The 24268-nt window shown below is 37.2% G+C and carries 23 protein-coding genes and 1 other annotated feature; of the genes, 2 read left to right on the top strand and 21 right to left on the bottom strand.

Going from position 1 to position 24268, the window contains the following annotated elements; all coding sequences use genetic code 11:
- Positions 1-50 precede the first annotated feature (50 nt).
- The 10 genes from MHI47_RS04565 to MHI47_RS04520 form a co-directional block, all read right to left on the bottom strand.
- Positions 51-1592 carry a 2-isopropylmalate synthase gene (locus MHI47_RS04565; RefSeq protein ID WP_340768555.1) on the bottom strand — a complete coding sequence of 514 codons (1542 nt, stop codon included), beginning with the start codon at positions 1590-1592 and terminating at the stop codon, positions 51-53.
- Complete coding sequence (gene ilvC / locus MHI47_RS04560) at positions 1579-2610, bottom strand: ketol-acid reductoisomerase (RefSeq protein ID WP_340829833.1); 1032 nt, start codon at positions 2608-2610, stop codon at positions 1579-1581. Before ilvC ends, MHI47_RS04565 begins: the two co-directional genes overlap by 14 nt.
- A gap of 288 nt (positions 2611-2898) precedes the next feature.
- Entirely contained in the window at positions 2899-3414 is a 516-nt protein-coding gene (gene ilvN / locus MHI47_RS04555; RefSeq protein WP_093537301.1) for an acetolactate synthase small subunit, read from the bottom strand.
- Complete coding sequence (gene ilvB / locus MHI47_RS04550; RefSeq protein ID WP_340832003.1) at positions 3411-5162, bottom strand: acetolactate synthase large subunit; 1752 nt, start codon at positions 5160-5162, stop codon at positions 3411-3413. The genes ilvN and ilvB overlap by 4 nt, the downstream gene beginning before the upstream one ends.
- 136 nt (positions 5163-5298) lie before the next feature.
- Positions 5299-5550: a binding site (T-box leader), on the bottom strand.
- A gap of 39 nt (positions 5551-5589) precedes the next feature.
- Entirely contained in the window at positions 5590-7257 is a 1668-nt protein-coding gene (ilvD, locus tag MHI47_RS04545) for a dihydroxy-acid dehydratase (protein WP_340829832.1), read from the bottom strand.
- Positions 7258-7715: 458 nt separating this feature from the next.
- Entirely contained in the window at positions 7716-8147 is a 432-nt protein-coding gene (locus tag MHI47_RS04540) for a hypothetical protein (protein ID WP_340829830.1), read from the bottom strand.
- Between the two features lie 269 nt (positions 8148-8416).
- Positions 8417-10099 (bottom strand): methyl-accepting chemotaxis protein, encoded by a 1683-nt coding sequence (locus MHI47_RS04535; protein WP_340829828.1) that lies wholly within the window; start codon positions 10097-10099, stop codon positions 8417-8419.
- A gap of 139 nt (positions 10100-10238) precedes the next feature.
- Positions 10239-11921 carry a methyl-accepting chemotaxis protein gene (locus tag MHI47_RS04530; protein WP_340829826.1) on the bottom strand — a complete coding sequence of 561 codons (1683 nt, stop codon included), beginning with the start codon at positions 11919-11921 and terminating at the stop codon, positions 10239-10241.
- A gap of 156 nt (positions 11922-12077) precedes the next feature.
- On the bottom strand, positions 12078-13766 hold the full coding sequence (locus MHI47_RS04525; protein ID WP_340829825.1) for a methyl-accepting chemotaxis protein: 1689 nt from the start codon (positions 13764-13766) through the stop codon (positions 12078-12080).
- A gap of 18 nt (positions 13767-13784) precedes the next feature.
- On the bottom strand, positions 13785-14534 hold the full coding sequence (locus MHI47_RS04520) for a C40 family peptidase (protein ID WP_340829823.1): 750 nt from the start codon (positions 14532-14534) through the stop codon (positions 13785-13787).
- Between the two features lie 168 nt (positions 14535-14702).
- Here MHI47_RS04520 and MHI47_RS04515 point away from each other — a divergent pair, with 168 nt between their 5' ends.
- On the top strand, positions 14703-15029 hold the full coding sequence (locus MHI47_RS04515; RefSeq protein ID WP_340829822.1) for an SCP2 sterol-binding domain-containing protein: 327 nt from the start codon (positions 14703-14705) through the stop codon (positions 15027-15029).
- Between the two features lie 44 nt (positions 15030-15073).
- On the opposite strand, the gene MHI47_RS04510 is transcribed toward MHI47_RS04515, so the two are convergent.
- The 6 genes from MHI47_RS04510 to MHI47_RS04485 form a co-directional block, all read right to left on the bottom strand.
- The gene (locus tag MHI47_RS04510; RefSeq protein WP_340829820.1) at positions 15074-15460 is read right to left on the bottom strand and encodes a hypothetical protein; all 387 of its coding nucleotides are present in this window, start codon (positions 15458-15460) and stop codon (positions 15074-15076) included.
- Between the two features lie 65 nt (positions 15461-15525).
- A complete protein-coding gene (locus MHI47_RS04505) occupies positions 15526-15879 on the bottom strand; it encodes a hypothetical protein (protein ID WP_340829818.1) in 354 nt (117 codons plus the stop codon).
- Positions 15876-16277, bottom strand: a complete 402-nt coding sequence (fliS, locus tag MHI47_RS04500; RefSeq protein ID WP_340829816.1) for a flagellar export chaperone FliS — start codon at positions 16275-16277, stop codon at positions 15876-15878. Before fliS ends, MHI47_RS04505 begins: the two co-directional genes overlap by 4 nt.
- A gap of 40 nt (positions 16278-16317) precedes the next feature.
- Positions 16318-17832 carry a flagellar hook-associated protein 2 gene (locus MHI47_RS04495; protein WP_340829815.1) on the bottom strand — a complete coding sequence of 505 codons (1515 nt, stop codon included), beginning with the start codon at positions 17830-17832 and terminating at the stop codon, positions 16318-16320.
- A 15-nt stretch (positions 17833-17847) separates the two neighbouring features.
- A complete protein-coding gene (gene flaG / locus MHI47_RS04490; RefSeq protein ID WP_340829814.1) occupies positions 17848-18216 on the bottom strand; it encodes a flagellar protein FlaG in 369 nt (122 codons plus the stop codon).
- Between the two features lie 512 nt (positions 18217-18728).
- Positions 18729-19454 (bottom strand): hypothetical protein, encoded by a 726-nt coding sequence (locus MHI47_RS04485; RefSeq protein ID WP_340829813.1) that lies wholly within the window; start codon positions 19452-19454, stop codon positions 18729-18731.
- 278 nt (positions 19455-19732) lie between these two features.
- Between MHI47_RS04485 and MHI47_RS04480 the strand changes: the two genes are divergently transcribed.
- Positions 19733-20488 carry a transposase gene (locus MHI47_RS04480; protein ID WP_340829811.1) on the top strand — a complete coding sequence of 252 codons (756 nt, stop codon included), beginning with the start codon at positions 19733-19735 and terminating at the stop codon, positions 20486-20488.
- 66 nt (positions 20489-20554) lie between these two features.
- Here MHI47_RS04480 and MHI47_RS04475 read toward each other — a convergent pair whose 3' ends face one another.
- The 5 genes from MHI47_RS04475 to flgL all read right to left on the bottom strand — a co-directional run bounded on the left by MHI47_RS04475 (position 20555) and on the right by flgL (position 24255).
- Positions 20555-21793, bottom strand: a complete 1239-nt coding sequence (locus tag MHI47_RS04475; protein ID WP_340829809.1) for a flagellin N-terminal helical domain-containing protein — start codon at positions 21791-21793, stop codon at positions 20555-20557.
- Positions 21794-21981: 188 nt separating this feature from the next.
- The gene (csrA, locus tag MHI47_RS04470) at positions 21982-22194 is read right to left on the bottom strand and encodes a carbon storage regulator CsrA (RefSeq protein ID WP_340829808.1); all 213 of its coding nucleotides are present in this window, start codon (positions 22192-22194) and stop codon (positions 21982-21984) included.
- Positions 22195-22198: 4 nt separating this feature from the next.
- Positions 22199-22636 carry a flagellar assembly protein FliW gene (fliW, locus tag MHI47_RS04465; RefSeq protein WP_340829806.1) on the bottom strand — a complete coding sequence of 146 codons (438 nt, stop codon included), beginning with the start codon at positions 22634-22636 and terminating at the stop codon, positions 22199-22201.
- Between the two features lie 19 nt (positions 22637-22655).
- Positions 22656-23210 (bottom strand): DUF6470 family protein, encoded by a 555-nt coding sequence (locus MHI47_RS04460; protein WP_340829804.1) that lies wholly within the window; start codon positions 23208-23210, stop codon positions 22656-22658.
- A gap of 175 nt (positions 23211-23385) precedes the next feature.
- Positions 23386-24255, bottom strand: a complete 870-nt coding sequence (flgL, locus tag MHI47_RS04455; RefSeq protein ID WP_340829803.1) for a flagellar hook-associated protein FlgL — start codon at positions 24253-24255, stop codon at positions 23386-23388.
- Between the last annotated feature and the right edge of the window lie 13 nt (positions 24256-24268).

Below are 24268 nucleotides of genomic sequence, written 5' to 3'. Positions count from 1 at the left end.
CTTACTCGCTTATCCCGCTGGAGTCGCCACCTTTCACTACAAACACCTATTCACTGTCCTACTGCGGCTTGTTCTTTTATTTGAACGTTTACTAATTGACGATTGATGGCGTTGATATACGCTCTGGCAGATGCTTTCAATACATCTTGGGAAGCATTTCTACCAGTGGATGTTTTGCCGTTGAGTGTTAAGTTGATTACTGCCTCACCGAGTGCGTCGCGTCCTTTAGATACAGACGATACACGGTAATCTAAAATGCGAACTTCGCCGTTCACAATCTTTTCTAGTGTATTGAATATTGCTTCTACTGCACCTGAACCTGCGCAAGTTTCCACTACTTGTTCACCTGATGGTACTTTTACAGTAATCGTAGAGGTTGGGACATTGTTTTCATAGTGGACGACTAATTCCTCTAATTCATACAATTCCACTTCTCCGCTCTTCACTTGCTGATCAGTTAATAAAACAAATAAGTCCTCTTCTGCAATTTCTTTCTTACGATCTGCCAGTTTCTTAAATGCGACAAATGCGGCATTTAGTTTCTCATCACTTAACTGGAAGCCCATTTCCGCGGCTCTCGAGAAGAAAGCATGACGACCGGAATGTTTTCCAAGAACAAGTTCAGTAGCTACGTCACCGATTAGATCAGGTGTAATGATTTCATACGTTTCCGGGTTTTTAAGCATGCCATCTTGGTGAATTCCAGATTCATGTGCAAATGCATTTTTTCCGACAACCGCTTTATTGGGCTGAATTACAACGCCTGTAAGCTGACTTACTAGTTGACTAGTACGTTTTGTTTCTTTTAATATAATGCCAGAATCTGCTTGGTAATAATCGTTGCGAATATGTAGTGCAACAGCTACTTCCTCCAGTGCTGCATTACCCGCACGTTCACCGATACCATTAATCGTACCTTCTACTTGCGTTGCTCCATTTTCGATAGCTGCTAATGTATTAGCTACAGCCATTCCTAAGTCATCATGACAATGAGCTGATAATTTCACTTTTTCGATACCTGTTACGTTTTCACTTAAGTATTTGAAGAGAGCTCCGTATTCAATAGGACTCGCATAGCCCACTGTATCGGGAATATTAATTGTTGTTGCTCCTGCTTTAATGACTTCATTCATAATACGAACTAAGAAATCCTTGTCGGAGCGAGTTGCATCCTCTGCAGACCACTGCACAAGTGGAAAATATTTTTTTGCTAGTTTCACAGATTCCACAGCAATTTCGATTACTTGCTCAGGTGTTTTATTTAACTTATATTGCATATGAATCGGTGAAGTTGCGATAAATGTGTGAAGATGTGGTTGCACTCCACCTTTTAATGCTTCCCAAGAAGTTTCGATATCACTTTTAATCGACCGAGCTAGACCAGTAACGACTGAATTTTTCACCGTATCTGCAATTAGCTTAACTGCCTCGAAGTCCCCAGGGGATGAAGCAGGAAACCCTGCTTCAATAATGGAAACACCGTACTTTTCTAACTGACGAGCAATCTCTAACTTTTCTTTTGTATTTAAATTAATACCAGCTGATTGTTCGCCGTCACGTAGAGTTGTGTCAAAGAATTCAATTTTGCGCACTAGTCACCACTTCTTTCTTGACTTTTTTCCCTTCATTGATGAAAGGCATCATTTCACGTAATTTAGCTCCAACTACTTCAATTTGGTGCTCTGATTCTGCTTTTTTAATAGCATTATATTTTGGTCGATCTGTTTCGTTTTCTTTAATCCATTCTCTTGCAAAAGTACCGTCTTGAATATCTGTTAATACGTCTTTCATACGATCTTTAACAGATGCATCAATGATACGTGGTCCTGATACGAAATCTCCCCACTCTGCAGTGTCTGAGATGGAAGAACGCATTGTAGCCATTCCTCCTTCGTACATAAGGTCAACGATTAGTTTTAATTCGTGTAAAGTTTCAAAGTAAGCAAGCTCTGGTTGGTAACCTGCTTCTACTAATGTTTCGAAACCAGCTTTAACGATTGCAGTTGTACTACCACAAAGTACCGCTTGCTCTCCGAATAAATCTGTTTCCGTTTCTTCTTTAAACGTTGTTTCTAGAACGCCTGCACGTGCAGCTCCGATACCTTTTGCATAAGCAAGTGCTAGATCCTTTGCCTGACCAGTTGCATCTTGGTAAACTGCGAATAATCCAGGTACTCCTGCTCCTGCTTCGAATGTTCTACGCACTAATTGACCAGGACCTTTTGGTGCTACTAGGAATACATCCACATCTGTTGGAGGAACGATTTGACCAAAATGTACGTTGAAGCCATGTGCGAATACTAATGTTTTGCCAGCTTTTAACGAAGGTTGAATTTCTGCTTCATACACTGCTTTTTGTCTTTCATCTGGCAATAAGATCATGATAACGTCTGCTTTTTCTGCCGCTTCTTTTACAGAATATACTTCTAGACCATCCTCTTTTGCTTGATCGAATGATTTACCGGCACGAATACCAACTATTACATCAAATCCTGAATCCTTAAGGTTTTGTGCGTGTGCGTGACCTTGTGATCCGTACCCGATGATTGCGATTTTTTTGTCTTGTAAAAGTCCTTCGTTGATATCTCCGTTATAATACATTTTAGCCATTGTTATTTCCTCCTCGAATTTGGTTTTTTTATATTTTTTATTCATTAATCACTTCTAAAGATTTCCGTTCCATGCGGACGCTTTCCGCGGGCGGTCCGTGAGCCTCCTCAGGCCAACACAATGTTGGTCGCGAAGGCGTTGCCACACGATGTGGCGCTTTTAGCCTTCGTTCTTCTAAGTCTCCTGTGGGGTCTCACCTGGACTCGCTTTTCCCGCTGGAGTCGCCGCATTACACTCCAATTAAATAAGTTTCTAAAATCTTTCATTAAATATCCATAAGCCACTATTTCATTTCAAAATGGATAGCTGTGGGCCGTTTACTTTCTGTGTTTCGCGAACAAAAGCGGTTACGCCTGTTCTTGTTAGTTCTTTAATGCCATAGGGTTTGAGCAAATCGATGAATGCATCAATTTTTTCTGGACTACCTGTTACTTGGAAAGTGACTACGTTTTTACCAGTATCAATAATAGAAGCACGGAAAGGTTCTATAATACTATTAACCTCTGCTCTTACAGTTGGTGGCGACGCAACTTTTACGAGTGCCAGTTCTCTTACGACAATTTGTTTTTCGGTAATATCATTTACTTTCAGAACATCTACTTGTTTTTGTAGTTGCTTTAATAGCTGCTCAAGCTTTTGTTCATCCTCCACATTTACGACAAATGTCATTTTAGAAATTTGCGGATTTTCTGTATGCCCTACTGTGATACTTTCAATGTTGAACTGACGCTTCATAAGTAAGCCAGTCACACGATTGAGTACTCCACTTTGATTGATCACGGTTACTGTGATGATTCGTTTCATTCTGGTTTCACCCCAATCATTTCATGTAGGGCTGTGCCTGGAACAACCATTGGATAGACTAATTCTTTTTGTACTACTCGGCAATCGATTAATACTGGTTCATCTGATTCTAATGCTTCTTTTAACTGAACCTTCGCGTCTTCAAACGTTTCAATTTTATACCCTTTGATATCGTAAGCTTCCGCTAGTTTCACGAAATCTGGTTGAACCGAAATTAATGATTGTGAGTACCTTTCACCGTGGAAAGTCTCTTGCCACTGGCGGACCATACCAAGTGCTTGATTGTTTAAAATAATTACCTTTACTGGAATTCTCAGCTCTTGTAATAGAGATAATTCCTGTAACGTCATTTGGAAACCTGCATCCCCAACAATTGAAACCACTTTCGCATCAGGCTTTGCTAGCTGTGCACCAATTGCTGCTGGAAAACCAAACCCCATCGTCCCTAGTCCTCCGGATGTTACCCAGTTATGTGGATGATTGAATTTATAATATTGTGCAGTCCACATTTGATGCTGTCCAACGTCAGTTGTGACAACCGCGTCTCCGTTTGTATACTCATGTACTAGCTCGAGAACTTGCTGCGGAAGCAATCCACGTTCCTTGCTAGCTTGATAATGAAATGGATATTGCTCTTTAGAAATATTTAAGCTTTCTAGCCAAGCGGCTGTATTTCCATTCGGTGCATCATGCGCTATCAAAGCTTCTAATGCTTCTTTCGCATCCGCTACAATCGGAATTTCTGTTGGAACGTTTTTGCCAATTTCTGCTGGATCTATATCAATATGAACAACTCTAGCGTTTGGAGCAAAATAATTTAAATTTCCTGTTAAACGGTCATCAAACCGTGCACCGACATTTATAAGTAAGTCACATGTTTGGATGGCCATGTTCGCTGTATAGGTTCCGTGCATGCCTGCCATTCCGAGGAATAGTGGATGATTACCTTCGATGCCCCCTAATCCTAGCAGCGTATTCGTCACTGGAATTTGATATTTTTCAGCAAATTCAGCAAGTTCGTCTGATGCTTTTGCAAATAATACTCCTGCTCCAGCAAGGATTAACGGTTGTTTGGCGGTAGAAATAGCTTGAGCCGCTTTTTGAATTTGTAAAAAGTTTGGCTTTGTCGTTGGCTGATACCCTGGAAGATTTACTTCCTGATCTTCGTCTTTTGGCGTTACGAACAATCCGGTAGCCATATTTTTAGGTATATCTACGACAACTGGTCCTGGACGACCTGTAGAAGCAATATGAAAAGCTTCGTTAATGATTCTTGGAAAATCAGCTACATCTTTTACTTGGTAATTATGTTTAGTTATAGGCTGCGTAATACCGATAATATCTGCTTCTTGGAATGCATCTGTACCAATCACGGTAGTAGCAACCTGCCCTGTAAACACGACTAACGGAATGGAATCCATCATCGCATCGGCAATGCCGGTAACTAAATTCGTTGCACCTGGTCCCGAAGTAGCAATCACTACTCCAACTTTTCCAGAAACACGGGCATATCCTTCCGCTGCATGAATAGCGCCTTGTTCATGTCTTGCAAGAATATGTTTAATCGGATTTTTGTACAATGCGTCATAAATAGGTAGAACCGCACCACCTGGATAACCAAATATTACTTCAACCTGATGCTTCTTCAACGTTTCGATAAAAACATCTGCACCATTCAACTGTGTAGGAGCCTGTGTGGTTATTGGCTCTTCATAAACTTGCTCAGTTTCCTCAACGGTCAACTTCATCATTAATTCCTCCTTTTTAATCAAATCGCCCAGTTTGCTTGAAAAACTTCACTTAACTCTCACTTTAAATGACTAAAGTTAAATGTATAAAAAAGAAAAGAATCTCACCCCACACAAAGAAACCATCGTTCTTTTGTATAGGGATGAAATTCTTTTCATGGTACCACCCTAGTTCGTAGCGCAACCGCTACCTCGCAGATAACAAGCAATTGCCCACTATCCATTTATAACGGGAGTAGCTAAACTACACCCGGAAGTATCTAAAAGGTTTCCCGTTCAACACTTCACTCCGAGGGGATGTCGCTAAAGGTTGTATTGTCGGTTCCCACCACACCGACTCTCTGTTAATACAAGGTTCCTTTAACTTTTGCCTCATCAATGATTTATATATTTGATTTTTAATAAAAACCGTTTGTAAAGTTTATCCTTAGATTTTCATTACTCCACCAGTACTTGCTGAAGTTACTAGTTTTGAATATCTTGCTAAATACCCTTTTTTAATCTTTGGTTCAAATGGTTGTAAGTTTGCTTGTCTAGAAGCTAATTCCTCATCGCTAACTTGTAAGTCTATCGTTCTATTTGTTAAATCAATAGCGATCAAATCATCATTTTGAACTAAAGCAATTGGTCCCCCATCTGCAGCTTCTGGAGAAATATGTCCGATTGAAATCCCTCGAGATGCTCCGGAGAAACGACCGTCTGTTATTAGTGCTACTTGTGTTCCTAATCCGCGGCCTTGAATCGCGGAAGTTGGTCCAAGCATTTCCGGCATTCCTGGTCCACCCTTTGGACCTTCGTAGCGGATAACAACGACATGACCTGCTTGAACGGTACCATCATCAATCGCTTCTTGTGCAGCTTCTTGTGAATCAAACACAATCGCTTTACCAGTGAACTCTTTAATAGAAGGATCCACCGCACCTACTTTAATCACTCCGCCTTCAGGAGCAATATTTCCAAATAATACGGATAAGCCTCCTACAGGACTATATGGATTTTCTTTTCGGCGTATGACTTGATCATTCGTAATTTCTGCTTCTTTCACATTTTCATAGAGTGACTTTCCAGTAATCGTTAGTCGATCTGGATGAACCGCTCCAGGAATCTCACAAAGCTCTTTTATAATGGCACTAACTCCTCCTGCTAGATGAACATCATGCATGGAGTAATCAGATGCTGGCATAATCTTCGATAAGTAAGGAATACGTTTTGCGACTTCATTAATCTCACGCACGTTATATTCAATTTCAGCTTCGTGTGCAATTGCTAATGTGTGGAGAACAGTGTTTGTTGAACCACCCATTGCCATATCTAGCGCAAATGCATCATCGATCGTTTCTTTTGTTATTAAATCTCTAGGCTTCACATCTTCTTTTACCATTCGTATTAGATGATGTGCTGCTTCTTTTATAAGGCGATGACGTTCATCGGAAGTTGCAATAATCGTTCCATTACCCGGAGGTGTCACTCCTAGCATTTCCATTAAGGAGTTCATGGAGTTCGCAGTGAACATACCTGAACATGACCCACATGTTGGACATGCATTTTGTTCAATATCTAGTAACTCTTCTGCTGACATACCACCTGACTTATAAGAACCTACTCCTTCAAACACAGAAGTGAGTGAAAGTTGTTTCCCGTCGGCTGAAGTACCAGCTTCCATCGGACCACCTGAAACAAACACAGATGGGACATTCGTTCTTACTGCTGCCATTAACATACCTGGTGTGATCTTGTCACAGTTTGGAATATAGAACACTCCATCGAACCAGTGCGCATTAATAACTGTTTCAGCAGAATCTGCAATAAGCTCTCGGCTAGGAAGTGAATATCTCATGCCGATGTGACCCATTGCAATTCCATCGTCTACACCAATCGTGTTGAACTCAAATGGAATTCCTCCTGCTTCACGAATAGCTGCTTTCACAACTTCGGCAAATTTGTTTAAGTGCATATGACCAGGAATAATATCAATATAGGAGTTACAAACACCGATAAACGGTTTATCTAAATCTTTCGTTTTAACCCCAGTTGCATAAAGCAAGCTTCTGTGTGGGGCGCGATCGACGCCTTTTTTTATCATGTCACTTCTCAATTCAATCGCTCCTATACTTTCCGCTTATGTAGCGTTTAGCTTTGCAGCTCTGAATATTTATCATTGTGAATTTTCTCACAATAATTAATATATTGTTGATATCATATCGCCTTTAAAATGCCCCGTCAACACCCAATTTTTAAATTGTCAGTTATTTTCGAATATTCTTTTTGTTTGTAATCGCTTTCATCTGCGATATATCGCATTTCGCAGAAAGAAAAAATAATTGTGAACTTTTTATTAAAATGACATGAGTTTGGAAGATATTAGAGTTGTGGAGGAGTTATATCTTTTGAATCGCAAATTGTGTGTGTCTATTCGCAAGTTGTTCACAGTGAATCGCAAGTTGGTTTGGAAGAATCGCAAGTCACGCATTACAAATCACAATATCTAAATCAATAATCACAAGTTTACAAATAAAAACCCTTTCTCGAAAAAGAGAAAGGGTGATCGATCTATTACCACAAATTTGGCTTTGCAACCATGAACCAAAGCATGAGTAATAACAATAATATATATTTCCACACATTGGACTTTAATTTTTTGATGAGTGTATCCAAATCAATCGTTCCTGCGCGGAATTCTCGAATATTTGGTTTAAATGCTCTTGCTAGGAATACGATTGAACTTACCATCACGACAATTGTCATAACTACCCACGAGGTTGTCCATGGCCAGTTCCCTTGCCATACAAGTAGAATCCCTGAACCAACAAGCACATGGCCAGCGTGTTTAACTAGACGAATAGCTGCTTGGAATACTTCTAATGATGTATCAATCATCTCTTTATTTTTGCCTTTCATCCTATTTAATAACGGGAACAGAACAAAAAACGGACCTATCGATAAAACTGCACTTATCACATGTATGAAAATAATGAATGTATACATTTCGAAACAACTCCCTACCGCAAGTATACCTGATTTCCCTTGATAACTTTGTGACGAGTTCTGGAATGTTAGAAGATAATCTTTGAGAATTAGGGTGATATAATTTTGCGCAACTTTCTAGTTTCTCGCAACGTTTTTCTTGTTGGCACAACATGAGGTATCTTATCTGAAACATCCTGCCTCATTCTCTCAACATTGCGGTTCATTTGCGCAATTTCCCTCTACTTCTACAGAAAAACAACTCCTATAAGCAATAGGAGTCGTGTTAGTTATATTTTAAAGTGACTTACTTCGTTTTGTAGTTTTTCTGCTAAGTCTGCTAGGAATTGAGCATTGGATGAAATTTCTTCGTTTGCTGCTAATTGTTGTTCGGTTGCAGCGCTTGTATCACTTGCTCCGTCTGCCGCTTGTGTTGCTAATGATTGAACTTGTTGGACACTTTCGGTTACGGACCTAGATATTTCTTGGATATTACTTATAGCGATTGTAACGGATTCTACTTTTTGTACAACGTCGTCTACGCTTGTTTCAATTTGATGGAAGACATTTAGGGATTCAGTTGTTTGCGCTAAGCCCTCTTCCACTTTTTCTCCGCCCGAAGTGATTGCTTTAACCGCTGAACTCGATGCCGTTTGGATTAAATTGACCATGGCTGCTATTTCTGCTGCTGAGTTTTTGGATTGCTCCGCAAGTTTGCGCACTTCTTCTGCTACAACTGCAAAGCCTTTTCCGTATTCACCTGCGCGCGCTGCTTCAATTGCTGCATTCAATGCCAGCAGATTGGTTTGATCGGAAATATCTGTAATCATAGAAGTAATGTTTTGAATTTCATCGGAATGCTTTGCCATGTTTTTCATAATTTCTGTTGTTTCATGGAAAGTTGTATAAATATTATCCATTTGACTAGCTACATTTGTAACGACGTTAGACCCTTGTCTAACGAGCGATCGCACTCCGTCTGTAGCTTTTAACATTTCGTCATTACTTGAAGCAATTTGTGAAACACCTTTTTGTAAGTCTGTCATGGATTGCATTGAAGCATCCATGTGATTTACTTGTTCATCACTTGCTAGCATTTGAGCTTCCGCAGATTTTGCTACCATTTGGGAAGATGCCAAGCTTTCTTCGGAACTAGCAGTTAGTTCTTCCGCGTTTGCTGCTAATTGCATCGATGAATCACGGACACCAGAAACTATACGTTGTAAATCACCAGACATTTTGTTAAAAGTAGTGGCCATTTCTCCAACTTCATCTTTATTCTTTATAATAATTGGCTCTATTGTAAGATTGCCGTCTGCAATTTCTACAAGACCATTCGTCACTTTAGTAATAGGTTTAGCTATACTTCTACTTATAAAGTGTGATACGAGTACTCCAACTACGATACTAAGAATAGTTAATATTAGTGTAACAATATTAGCTGTTCCTACATTTGTATTTAATTCGTCTCTTGTTTGTTCTGCTCTTTTTTCTACATTTGTTTTTAGTTCTACTAATACTTCCGCAATCTCCAAGTTAAGCTTTGTAGATTCGGATGCATTCTTTTGGTACATACCATTTTTCTTTTTTATTTCAATTATTTGATTGTTTGATTCGTATAGTTGTTTAGATTTCTTCTGTAATTCTTCTACTAACTCTTTTGAAGTCGTATCTTTAAGATCACTAGAAAGTGAAGTTGTAATCTCCGTCACTTGTTTATAATTGTTTTCTAGTTTTTCCACTGAAGTTAGTTTGCTAAACATTAAATACTCTAATACTGAAGTGGACGTGTCCTTTTGAATTAGTTCCACTTTCTCGATAAGAGACACATGTTCCATTTCTTCATCAATTAGTGAATCATATTTACTTGATATGTCGTAAGTTGTCCACATAGACATTGCACTCGCTATTATTAACAGCACCAATACTGCTGTAAATCCACCCCATAATTTCTTAGAAATTGTTAATTTCATAATTATCCCCTTTTTCTCTAAACATGCTATTCAAACCTAATTATACAAGTGGAAAGTTGACTACATTTATTGTCAAAATATTTATATTTTAGGCAATAAAAGGCCCTAAATCTAACTTAAAATTTAGGGTCATGGAAAATTATAGTTTAAAATGACTAACTTCATTTTGTAGCTGTTCTGCTAAATCTGCTAGAGACTGAGCATTGGAAGAAATTTCTTCGTTTGCAGCTAATTGTTGTTCTGTAGCAGCACTTGTGTCACTTGCGCTATCTGCAGCGTGCGTAGCAATTGTTTGTACTTGTTGAGCACTCTCTGTAACAGAATTAGCCATCTCTTGAATTTGTCCAATAGCCGATGTTACTAGCTCTACTTTGTTCACTACCTCCACTACACTAGTTTCAATTTCTTCGAAAACATGAAGAGATTCTGTCGTTTTCGCAAGACCTTGCTCTACTTTATCTCCACCAGTTGTTATAGCTTTAACTGCTGACCCTGATGCAGATTGGATTAGTTTAACCATTGACTCAATTTCAGAAGCGGAATTTTTCGATTGCTCCGCAAGCTTACGAACTTCTTCCGCAACAACCGCGAAACCTTTACCATATTCTCCTGCACGAGCTGCTTCAATTGCAGCATTTAATGCAAGTAAGTTCGTTTGTTCGGAGATATCTGTTATAAGCGATGTAATGTTTTGAATTTCATCAGAGTGCTTAGCCATGTTTTTCATAATTTCAGTTGTTTCAGTGAAAGTAGTATGGATCGTTTCCATTTGGTTAGCTACTTCTGATACAACAGAAGAACCCTTTGTTACTAAAGTTTGCACGCCATCTGTCGCTTGTAACATTTCATCGTTACTTGAAGCAATTTCTGAAACGCCCTGCTTAAGACCTTCCATAGAGTTCATTGATGACTCCATATGTTTTACCTGTTGTTCACTCGCTACCATTTGCTCTTCAGCAGATTTCGCTACCATTTGAGAGGATGCAAGACTTTCTTCGGAGCTAGCAGAAAGTTCTTCTGCATTTGCTGCTAACTGCATCGATGAATCGCGTACACTTGATACAATTTGTTGTAAATCGTTCGACATTTTATTAAATGTTTTCGCCATTGTGCCTACTTCATCTTTATTTTTAATAATAATTGGTTCAACTGCTAAGTTACCATTAGAAATTTCTTCCAGACCTTTCGTTACTTTTTGAATTGGATTAGAAATAGATTTTCCGATGAAGTAAGAAATCAGAATTCCAATAATAATTGCTACTATAGTTAATAAAATTAGTAATTTTGACGTGTTAGCCTCAAACTTTTCTAATTCCGCTCGTGTATCTGCCAAATTTTCTTCTTGGACTTGTTGTAATTCTGCCAAAATATCAAGTACTCCGGCATTAATTTCCGATGAGTTTGCTGCATATTGTTCAAAAGGCTGATTCGCATTTTTCATTTCAATAATTTTACTGTTATTTTCAAATAACTTCACTGTTTCCGTTTGAAGCTCTTTCATTAACTCCATGGACTCTGCATCTGGAGCTTTTTCTATTAAAGCTCGTGCTGCAACGGAACCTTTCTCTATTTCAGCATCGAACTTATCCACAGCTTCTCTCTTACCGAACATAACAAACTCTAATATAGCAGTAGCCATATCTTTTTGAATGACAGTAATCTCTTCTACTAAATCTATCTTTGCAACGTCATCATCTAATAGCCCCTTGTATCTATCCGTTAGCATTGACGTTCCTACTTGAGTAATAACACTTGTGATTACTAGTAATAGTAAAACAGCACTAAAACCAAACCACATTTTCTTAGATATTGTCAACTTCATTTGTATCCCCTTTTTCCTATTTATATTAGTATTATATGATTCTAATGTAACTATATCATTATACATAACAGGAGGGTATTTGGACACATATATTTTGAAAAAATATAGTAAAATATCCTATGCCATATAAAATGACATAGGATAGACAGTTTTAATTTAAATTTTAAAATGACTCACATTATTTTGTAATGCTTCAGCAAGATCCGCTAATGCTTGTGCATTGGATGAAATCTCTTCATTTGCAGCGATTTGTTGCTCTGTCGCTGCACTAGTATCATTAGCTCCATCTGCTGCAAGCGTTGCAAGTCGCTGTACTTCTATCGCGCCCTGTGAAACAGACTCCGCCATAGCTTGTATTTGCTCAATAGCTGCAGAAACCGATTCTACTTTAAGACCTACTTCTCCAACAGCCTCTTCAATGCCTTGGAATACCTTTAAGGATTCCGTTGTTTTAGCGATACCAGCTTCCACTTTCTCGCCACCATCTGTTATAGCATGAACAGCCTCACCTGATGCACTTTGAATCAGTTGAACCATAGAAGCTATTTCTGTAGCAGAGTTCTTAGATTGCTCTGCAAGTTTACGCACCTCATCGGCTACAACTGCAAAGCCTTTACCATATTCACCAGCTCTTGCTGCTTCAATTGCGGCATTCAATGCTAATAGATTCGTTTGTTCTGATATATCCGTTATTAAAGCAGTAACCGTCTGAATATCATTGGAATGCTTCGCCATATTCTTCATAATTATAGTCGTATCAGTAAATGTTGTGTGAATAGTATCCATTTGTTTAGCAACATCTGATACAACATCAGATCCTGTATGAACTAGTTTTTGTACATCATTTGCAGCCACTAGCATTTCTTCGTTGCTAACAGAAATTTGACTGATGCCTTGTGATAGCTCTGTCATTGACTGAACCGATGAATCCATATGATGCACTTGCTGTTCACTTGAGACCATTTGAGCTCCCGCAGATTTCGCTACCATTTGAGAAGATGCTAAGCTTTCTTCTGAGCTAGCGGAAAGTTCCTCTGCATTAGCAGCAAGCTGGATAGAAGAATCTCGTACTCCTGATACAATATCTCTTAAGTCTTTAGACATTGTATTAAATGCTGTGGCCATTTCGCCGACTTCATCTTTATTTTTAATCACAATAGGATCAACTAATAAGTTACCTGTTGCAATTTCTGTAAGGCCTGCCGTAACACGCTTCACGGGTGCTGAGATACTTCTACTGATAAAGTATGCAAGTATAACACCTAGTAAAACACCTAATGCCGCTAAGGAGCTAACGAATACTTTTGCCCCAAATTCATAACTAGTAAGCTCTTCTCTAGTTTTATCCATATCGTCTTGTAAAAACTTTTCAATTTCTTCTAGTACTACTAACGCATCTGCATTTGTAGTTTTCGCATTTGCAGTAAGTTTATTGACCGCCGCAGTATCTTTTTCCATTTTCGCTTTAATCGCATCTGCATTAATAGCCGCAAACATATCATTTTTCTTTTCAAATTCTGTCATCATCTCTAACGTCTCTTCTGAAAACAACTTATTACGTAATTCAGCAGTTAAATTATTCGTAATTTGTTGATGTTCCTCTACACTTGCTCTGGATGCATCTGTAGTAAATAGTAAATAATCCATTAGTGCTCCGGACGTGTCTTTTTGAGATAACTCAATATCTTTTACTAGATTCACTTTAACTACTCGATCATCTAGCAAAAATCGATATTTATCACTGGTATCCATAATCGTCATAACCGATAAAACCGAAACGATGATTAATAATACTAAAATAGCAACAAACCCTAGCCACATCTTCCTACCGATAGTCCACTTCATGTCTAATCCCCCTTGACCTTACTTCACAGTTAATGCATTAAATCGATTAAATGAAATAAAATGTTCTTTCCAATAAGAAGAATCTAAACTCGTCACTTCCACACCTTTAGACCCCGCATGGATAAACTTATTATCACCTATGTAAATTCCCATATGAGAGATTCCTTGTTTATATGTATTTTGGAAAAATACTAAATCCCCTACAACAGGTATCGAAACAACAGATGTTTGTGCGAAGTAACTCTCACTACTTTGTCTCGTAATATCTAAACCAGCTTGTGTATGTAAGAAATAAATAAATCCACTACAGTCGAACCCCGACATTGTAAAACCACCATATACGTACGGTATGCCTTCTAGACGTTTTGCAAAATCTACTATTAACGGATACATAGCTTGTCCCTTACCAGATAAACTCTTTTCTTGTTCTTGGAATGGTGCAGTGATCAGCTGTGCATCCTTTACTTGTACTGGAGTAACTACTGTCTCCTGTTTCGATGTACTAGTAACTACAACAGGTTTAGTAGTAACAACCTTTGCCGGAGTTTTAGTCGCAACAGCGGGCTTTTTCACTACTAACTTTTGTTTGATGTAAACACTATCCTTCGTCAACTTATTCCATGAACGAATATCATTGATTGTCACCTTATTAAGCTTAGCTATTTTCGATAGGGTATCACCCTTTTTAACTTCATATAAGGTATTAGCACTAGCAGATGATGCAAAGGAAATAAGTAAGACTGTTACTATTAGCACTTTCTTGAACATAAAGACCCTCCTTCTATTTAACTATTATATTTATAATAACATTTCTACTTACTAATCACATTACTATTTTTTAATTTCCCAGGAAATATTAACTCGCCAAAAAGAGACGAATATGAGAAAATTAAATATGAATGAATATTCAGTCACAAATAGAGAGGAAGATTATATATGAACGAAACTTGGCAACTAATCGAAACAACGATGAATGAAAACCCCGCACCAATTCAAAATGAAAATGTACGTTATGAGTTTCATTTAACTGGAGATCATCCAAGTGTGAAACAGCTCATCTTAGCCAATGGAACGGCTGAAGTTTCGGACGACACTTCGATCAAGGCAGATTGTAAGTTAACATTAAGCTCGAAAGACTTTATGAAACTACTTGCAGGAGATTTGAATAGCACTACTGCTTTTATGTTTGGGAAGTTGAAGGTGGATGGGAGTATTGGGCTGGCTTTGAAGTTGGAGGGGTTGTTGAAGGAGTATAAGTTTTGAAGATAGAAAAATAACCCAATGATTCTTCCTCATTGGGTTTGATTTTATACTTGTGTATATACGACTAATTGTGGATGAATAGATTCATACCACTTTTTATATGCTGGGTATAGATATTGTTGAACTACCTCTTGTTTTTCCTGAGACTTTTCAAAAATACCGTTTAGCTTCTCAGCTGCACCAATAACTTCTTGGAAATTAATAATGGAGTTCTTCACTTCCATATTTTCATGGTAAATAGTCGTTAAGTCCTCATTCACTTGTATAAGTTGAACAAAAGCAGAAAGAATGTCGCTTAATATAAGGTCACCTTCTGTTTTAGCGTAATCTGAAAAACTTGCTACCACGTATTCAAATGCTTCATCAACGTTCACAAGCATTTCTGTATATTCTCGAACTAAATGTGTTTGTTCTTCTGTTAAAGTTGTCATTGTAAAGCTCCATTTCATATGTAAATATAAAAAACCGGCACAAGCATGAGCTAATGCCGGTTTGTTTATTTTTTACTATCGTAAAAAGTACCGTCTCGGAACACCTTATTGTAAGGATCCATGTAGGCGTGGACCGAAACTTTCTTTTTTTGTTGGTCAGAAATATCTAAACGTATATCTTTCATATACACTTTTAGTTTTGCTTGAAGAATCTTTTCTAATGAAAGAAGCGTTTGTCCAAATGTCTTTTCCTCATCTGTAAAAGGTTCTTGAATGGACGCTTGTAATACATCACGTTGGTTCAATAACTCATCTATTTGAGAAATAATAGCATCTCGCTTTTCTTCTTCTCGCTCATCTAGAATACGTACTAGCTGTTCCGTAACATTTCTCCAGGTGTTTAGACTCTCTCGTATCATATTTCACCTGTGGAGCCATATTGTTTTTGACGATTTATTTGAATCACTTGTTTCCATGTATCACGAAATTCAGTTGTTAATGCATATACTTCATCCACAAGAGAAGCATCATTGTTAATATTTGCTTCTATTAAACGATTAATCATGTATTCATATAAACTAGCCATTGATTGTGAGATAGTTTGTGTTTGATCAAGCGTAATCATTAACTCACGTAAAATATTTTGTGCTTTTTGGATATTCGTATTTTTTAACTCAATATCTTTTGTTTCTATCCCTTTTTTTGCTTGGTTCAAAAACTTCAAACAGCCATTATATAGCATAAGAGTTAACTCACCCGGTGTAGATTGGGTCACACTATTTTGTTGATAAGCTTGATATGGGTTATTCACAGCCATGATAACACTCCTCTTTTTTGTAACGATTGTAGATTATTTATTATTGACCGCCGCCAAATGCATTCATTAAATAGGAAGATTGGCTATTCGCGCGTAGTATTGCAGATTCCATAGCCGAGAATTGTTTATAATAGCGACTTTCAACCATTTCTAAGCGAGCTTCAAAACGGGTAATTTGATCATCGTAGCCTTTTAATGTACGTCCAAGTGAGAAAGTAGTGTTTACCGCTGTATCCGTACCAGCTTTTTCAATAACTTTCTTACGCGTATCATCTAAAGTAGCTATTAATTTTCTAGCCAAACCTTTCTCTGAATCCGTAGCACCATCCCCTGCAAAAAGTTCATACACCTGGTTAGGATCATCTGAAATTGCTTTACGCAACTTCTCTTCATCAATCACCAATTTTCCATTTTCCATATAGTTGCTAGAAGTTGTAATACCAATTTCACTTAATCTATCGGCCCCCGTTACTCCACCAACAGCTGAATTCAAAGCAGTACGCAATTGACTTAATGCACTGGAAATAACACTATCATTCCTTAGCGTTCCACTTTTCGCTTTTTCTTCCCAAAGTTCGATTTCTTTATCTTTCAAATCGGCTTTTTCTTCAGAAGATAAAGGTTGGAAGTCCCTATATTTTTTTTCGCGAATTTCGCTGTTTAAATTCTCAATTAACTTGTTATATTGATCTACAAATTTAGTCACTGATTCAAGAATTTTATCTGTGTCTGGTGCAGAACTAAATGTAATGTCTGTTTGGGTTGCTTTTTTCAATGTGATTTCGAATCCATTGATTTGGAAAGTATTAGATTGACGCTGTGTCTCTAAACCATTGTAAACAAAAATTGCATTCTTACCTTCTGACGCTACTGCTGTATCAAATTTCAAGAAATTATTAGTATCTCCCTCGACTACAATCTCTGATGGATTGTTAATAATAGTAGTTCCATCCGGTCCAATTGTATTTGCAATCTCACCACTATTTTTTGCAGTAAATGCCATCTTTCCAGTAAAGGAATCATAGAATGCATTCACACCCGAACTTTTGTTGATGTCGTCCAACACACTTTGCATAGTGGAGTTTTCATCAATTTTAACTTCATAACCAACTTTATCTAACGTTCCATCCTCTTTTATCGCTTTTATTGTGAATGTAGAGGGCACTTGAACATTCAAATCTTTTAGTTTTTTAGTCAAATCAGCATCAGAAGCTAAAACTCGATCAGTACTCTGCATAGTAGCTGCTTCCGCAAGCTGTTTCACTTTAATCTTCCCAGTGAAATCGCTTGTCGAGTTTACATTTTTCACACTAATTTCATCAGGTGCTGAACTAGTCACCGTCTTTTGAATATAAGTAGATTGACGCAACATAGTATCGCTTGTTAAATTACGAAAATCAAATAGTTTTTTATTTGCTGCTCGATAATCATCTCTTTGCCATTCCATGTATTGCTTCTTCTGCATTATCTTATCTAAAGGAATACGCTGAGCCTTCATCATATCTTTAATCATTGTTTCAGTATCCATACCACTTGCTAATCCAGTAATACGCACGAAATCACCAACCCTTTATATTTTCTTGTCTACAAATAATCCGACAAAATCACACATAGCCGCATACATATCCAACAGTTTTTTTGAAGGAATTTCTCGAACGACTTCATCTGTTTTTGAATTTACCAATGTCACATAATAGGTTTCCAACTCATCATGATACTTGAATCGTAATTCGGTGTTAGTTGTCTCCAAAAAGTTATTCATACTATCTGCCATTTTTTTCGCTTTTTCAGCAGGTAAATACTCTTGTTCAGCATTTCCCTTTGAAAGTGAGTTATTTTCACTTTCTGTAGAAACGGGTACAACCGGTTCAATACCAGCTGTTATTAAAGATGTATTTTGTGGAATATTTACAACAGAATCAGAAATTCGATTGACCATACGGATCTTGCCTCCTTGTTGAGTATATATCTTATTGTTTATATCGGTTCTTTAGAAATTATCTTAACAAGAAAGGATGATTAATTAAAAATCTCATAAAATACAAAAAACGGACTCCCCAGTGCTAGTAGGTTTCAAAGTCCGATTTTTGCTATTATATGTCTTGTTTAATTTAATTCTTATCCCACCTGATTTTTCCGCATCTATAAGATTAATATCTAATTTATATTTATTCAACTCATTACTAAAAAAAATTACTGTTAACAGTAGTGATATATTGCAAATTTAGTTTAAATAACCGTCATTTACATGATCTTCAAATCTTCCCCATAGCCAAGCAATCCTCTTTGTGCTATTAAACTATTAATTTTTGAAAAAAGGCCTTAAATACTTCACCATTTATTTCCTCCGGCAAACTTTAATAAAACATGTCATACCACTTAATATTCATACCAATTTATAGCCTTTTTTCTTTGTACTATTACATGCATTTATTCCATTTTTACGTTCAATCACTTTATCATTTGTCTTCTCACCTCTTCTAACTTTTGTTCAATACGACTAATATGCTCCTTCATATCTTGTTCTTGCTCAGAAATATCAAGTGTACCTGGCCTAGGTAATAAAGATATAAACCTAGCTAGTGAAAGAAGAGTCATAAATAAACCGATTAATGCTTGGAAATGAAGAACAATCGTAGCTAATAATGTCCAACTATTATTATCCAAATTACTAGTGTAACTCACCATCGTTAGAAAACTAAAATAAATAAGAATGAAAGGGTTTAGATTCTCTAGTGAGGTATCAAAAGAAAATTGAAATACCACATATGTCGTAGCAAACCAAAAGACAATTTCAAAAAAATTATGTACAAGAGCTATTGTCATTCTCCTATATCCTACAAGTGAATAACTAGCTGGATTTTCATGTCTAAAAGGATGAACAAGCAAAACATTCAGTTGATAAATAAAAATTTCAAATACTCGAATAAACCCATAAATCATCAAGCAATATGATAAATAATGCGGAACTATTTGCAAATAGACTAAATACACTGAAATAATTGAAAGAAGTAAATTTCCAATTACCCAACTATCAACAAACCAATACTTTCTTCTTAACTTAGGTAATAAAAATCCAATCAAAGCAAAAAGTGATAGTTTTTCAAAAATAGTTAATATAAATACCCACATTGGAACTAAAAACGATTGATTCTTAATTGTTTTTTTCTTCGTCATAACAACACTCCTAGAAATTTTTAATCCATAACATTACAAATAACTAATGAATTTCCTACCAGTAGTTATATCGTCACTTCAGGAATAGTTTAAACCTATATTTTCCATAAGATATATGTTCTTACCATGTATGGAAGAGGATTCATGAAATAGCATAGTTTTTTTAATCAACCTATTTAGCAGATGACAGTAGATGACTATCTACGAAACAAGAAGGACGACCGCCTAGGTTTCAATGTAGTAAGTCATAAAAATTACGTGTACAAGCCAATTTCAAAATGTCACTTCAGAATATCCTTGTTCATCATTACCCCATGCATAAAGAATTTTTTAAGGATCTAGAAAGTAAAACGGCAAAAGGTTTCTTCAAGAAATATCCTTCACCAAACTTACTTGAAGGGGTCACAGAGCGAGAACTGATAGAAGAACTAAAAAATTTTAATAAATCAGTACCTAAAAAGAAGGCAAAAGAGTTACTATTAGCTATTGATAATAGCGGCTGGAATAAGACAGGTTATCAGAAGGAACAAAATGAAAGTGTGATATCTTTCATAAATTCCCTCGAACATCTAGAAAGTCAGATTCATGGTCTTGATAAAACCCTTGATAACTTAATCGACGTAACAGGATATCCGCTCAAGACTATAAATGGTATTGATACAGTACTGGCACCTACGTTCTTAGCCAATATTGGAGATGTCAATAGGTTTCCTAAGGCAAATAAACTAGCTAAATTAGCTGGAATAGCTGGAATAGCTCCACTTGAACACAGTTCGGGGGAAAGCCAAAGAAATTACTCAAACAAATTAGGTAACAGAGAACTTAACAAAGCCTTTTACTCCCTTGCCTTAACACAAATAAGAAAAAATATGAACTCAATCATGTATGATTATTATCAAAGTAAAATCAAAGAGGGGCGTAAGAAGAAACAAGCTATGGTCTATGTAGAAAGAAGACTCGTAAACATAGTATTTAGTATTATGAAGAATAACCCCCCTTACAGACAGCCTGTATTAGAGAATGAGAGTGCATAAAAAGAGACCCTAGGAAAATTCCCTAGAGTCTCTATTTTTTAGCTAATCTAAGCTGTGGGGCGATGATTAACGAAGTAATTGAAGTACGCCTTGTGGTTGTTGGTTAGCTTGAGCCAACATTGCTTGTGCTGCTTGAGAAAGAATAGAGTTCTTAGTTTGGTTCATCATTTCTTTCGCCATGTCTACGTCACGGATACGAGATTCCGCAGCAGTTAGGTTTTCAGAAGAAGTGTTCAAGTTGTTTATTGTATGTTCTAAACGGTTTTGATTTGCACCGAGTTTAGAACGTTCAACAGACACTTTTTGTATAGCCTGATCTAATACTTTAATTGCAGTTCCAGCTTGAGATTTTGAGCCAACTTGAAGGTCCCTTACTCCCAAAGTACTTGCTCTCATATCATTTACTGATAGGTTGAGAGTTTGTCCTTGATTTGAACCAATTTGAAAATCAGCACTTCCATCCGCACGTTTATCTTTTGCTTCCGTTGTAGTAGTGAAGTTAGACAAGGCATTTGATGCAGCTTCTTTTCTTGTTCCATCTGCACTAGTAACCGAAATTGAAAGACCATTTATTTGACCTGCAGTTCCAGCAGTTGCAGAAGTTACAACCATTTTCCCTGCAGTTGTGGCAACAGAAGCCACTGATGCATCAGCCGCAATTTTATCAGTTACATCTTTTAAAGTCTCTGTTAAGGCCCCTACAGTGTGTGTAGCAGACTTTTGAGTACCGTTTTCTGACCATGTCATTGTGAACTTATCACCGACAGCTAACTGCAAGTTATTACCATTAGCATCAAGAAGGCCACTTAATGCTGTAGCATCGCCCATTGTACTTTCCAAAGAGCCTGTAAGAGCATGAGTTGTTGAAGTACTAACACCAGCACCCATATCACCATTGATTAATTTTTTTGTGTTAAATTCTGTTTGTTCACCAATTCGTTGTATTTCTTCACCCAATTGTTTTACTTCGTCTTGAATATTTTTACGATCTTCAGCTGTATTTGTATCATTTGAAGATTGAACAGACAACTCACGCATACGTTGCATAATGTCATGAGTTTCATTTAATGCACCCTCAGCAGTTGCAATCATAGAAATACCATCTTGTGAGTTTTTAGAAGCTTGGTCTAACCCGCGAATCTGTCCACGCATTTTCTCTGAAATTGCTAGTCCAGCTGCATCGTCCCCAGCTTTATTGATACGAAGACCTGACGCTAGTTTCTCCATTGATTTAGACTGTGCAGTAGTTGCACTGTTCAACTGACGGTGTGTGTTAAGTGCTGCGATATTGTGATTAATTCTCATTATTAGTTCCTCCTTGGAATGTGTTGCTCACTTCCTTGTGAGCAGTGGTTTGTTTTTTTGTATGAGACAAGAGAACCGAGCCGGCCGGACCCCGTTTTTCTTGCTTACATAGATAGTATCGGAATGTTTTTACATTGTTTAATAGTTTTATAAAATTTTTCGAATCTTTTTGTCGATTTAATAAATTGTTATTTTTTTGGCTTAAAAATGTCCATGTTTTTTAGTACTGCTTCAGTATTAGAAGTAGACACATCCTGTCTTAATTCGCCACGAATTACATCAATACTTCTCGGTGCTCTGATTCCTATTTTTACTTGTTCGCCTTTTACTTCTGAGATTACGATTTCGATGTCTTCCCCAATCCAAATCGTTTCCCCAACTTTTCGGGATAATACTAGCATTTAATCACCCCTTTTTACTTTCTGAAGATATGAGGTGACGAATACTGTACTCTTCATTGTTTAAGATTACTTGTTTAGCTTTTTTGTTGGATGTATTTAGAATAATAGGTGCTTTTAAGTTTACAGTCGATTCTGCAATCGTTTCTTTCAAGGATACAATTGCAAAGACAGCGACCTCTTTTTGTTCCACTATTTGAAGAGCATGTACCGTTGCTTCGTCAAGTTCAATATTATAGTTTATCGTGATGTTATAAGGATTTGTAACAATGAATGCCAATTCTTCTGTTTTCAAAGATTGTAAGACAGTAAACTCCTCATTATCTTCTATGGGAAGTAATACAAATTCTTTTTCAGCTTCGAATCCTGGAATTCCGTGTTCGAATTTAAGAATATCGGTAGAATCAATCACTACCTCTCCTGAATATGCTGTTTTGAGATTCATATAATTTACTCCTATCTATTTATACAAGCCAATCTATTTGAATGGATGCGTGCTGTTGCATTCCCACTAACACTTTTCCTGGTGTATAGTTTTGAATTGGCTTATTGGTTGTTGTATTATTAATCACTTGTTGTGGTTCTACTTTTATATCCACACTTCCCGGTTGAAAGTTGACCTTTACACTACCATGAGTTGGAATGAATTTGATGGATAAGGAAGAATAGGGTTGTCTTCCCGTTTGTTGGGCATGTGATTTTATGGGATTTCCGCCGTTTTCGATTTTCATCAATTCGGTTCCTTGCTGCGCACGTCTGGCGATACCTTCTGATACACCTTGACGCCCTTCTGTAGCAAAGTCTTCAATTCTTCTTCTGGCGCTTTTTAGATCGACATCAGCTCGAGCTTGCTCCGTGTCTATCGAAAGTTGTGGTTTCGTTGTTTTCATCGTTTGTATTGCTTTTGGTTGTTGTAAATCTAGGTTTGCACTTGGTTGTTCAATTTTTTGCACTGGTTTTTGTATATTTAAACTGATTTGTGCTTTTGTTGAGTTTATTTGGAGTTTTGGGATATTCATCTTTTCTCACCCTTTAAAGAAAGCGTTTGGAGCATATGTCCAAACGCTTTTGTTATTGTCTAGCTTCAGCGTCTAGCTCCTCGAGGTTAAATGGGAGTCTTCTACGTCCAAGGTGTTGGACTATGAATCTCCCCATTTACTTGTCGGAGCTGAGATAGACGCTTTCGCATTCATATTATCGTAAAAAGTCTACTAAGCTTGGTTGAATGATTCGAGCACCTACTGACAGGGCGGCACGGTGAATCGATTCTTGGGTAATCATTTCAGTAATTGCCTTTTCGTAGTCAATGTCTTCGTTTTCAGACATTTGTTTAGTAGCAATTACCTCTTGTGATTGCAATCGATCATTCATTAGTTCTACACGGTTTTGACGAGCTCCAATGTCAGCACGTGTTGTTAGAACTCCATTCATTTGTTCATCAATTTTGCCGATTGCCTCACTGTAGTCGACATTACCATCTTTTATATCTTGAAACATTTGATCGATATTTTTAAATACATCAATTACATTTGTATTCGCTTTAAGTGTTATCCCATCGAAAACTTCTATTTCAATATCTTTATTAAATCCATCTAAATTTGTTGTCGGATATTCACCTGTTTTTTCATCAAATAAAGGTGTTGTCGTCTTAGTTCCACTAAAAATATATTTATCTCCAACTTTTGTGTTAGCAATGTTTTGAATATGTGCTCTGAGTTGGTCTAACTCACTTTCGATTTTTGCACGATCATCTGCTGTGGTAGTGTCACTGGCAGCTTTTACTGCTAGTTCATTGGCCCGGTGTAAAGCTGAGCCTACTTTATCTAATGCATCGTCAGAACTGTCTAATAAGTTGTTTACTTCTCCGATATTACGTTGAAATTGCTCTACTTTATCTAAGGCTGTTCGGTAGCCAATTCCCTTCATCGCCACCACTGGATCATCAGATGGACGATTCACTTTTTTCCCAGTCTCAATTTGATTTTGAAGTTTCCCCATTTTATTATAGCTATTTGATAAGTTACGTAACATATTATTCGATAGCATTGATTGGGTTACACGCATGTTTAGTTCCCCC

The sequence above is a fragment of the Psychrobacillus sp. FSL H8-0487 genome (assembly GCF_038008385.1).
In the GTDB taxonomy this organism is placed as follows: Bacteria; Bacillota; Bacilli; order Bacillales_A; family Planococcaceae; genus Psychrobacillus; species Psychrobacillus psychrotolerans.
This window is presented reverse-complemented; position numbering and strand designations above follow the sequence as displayed.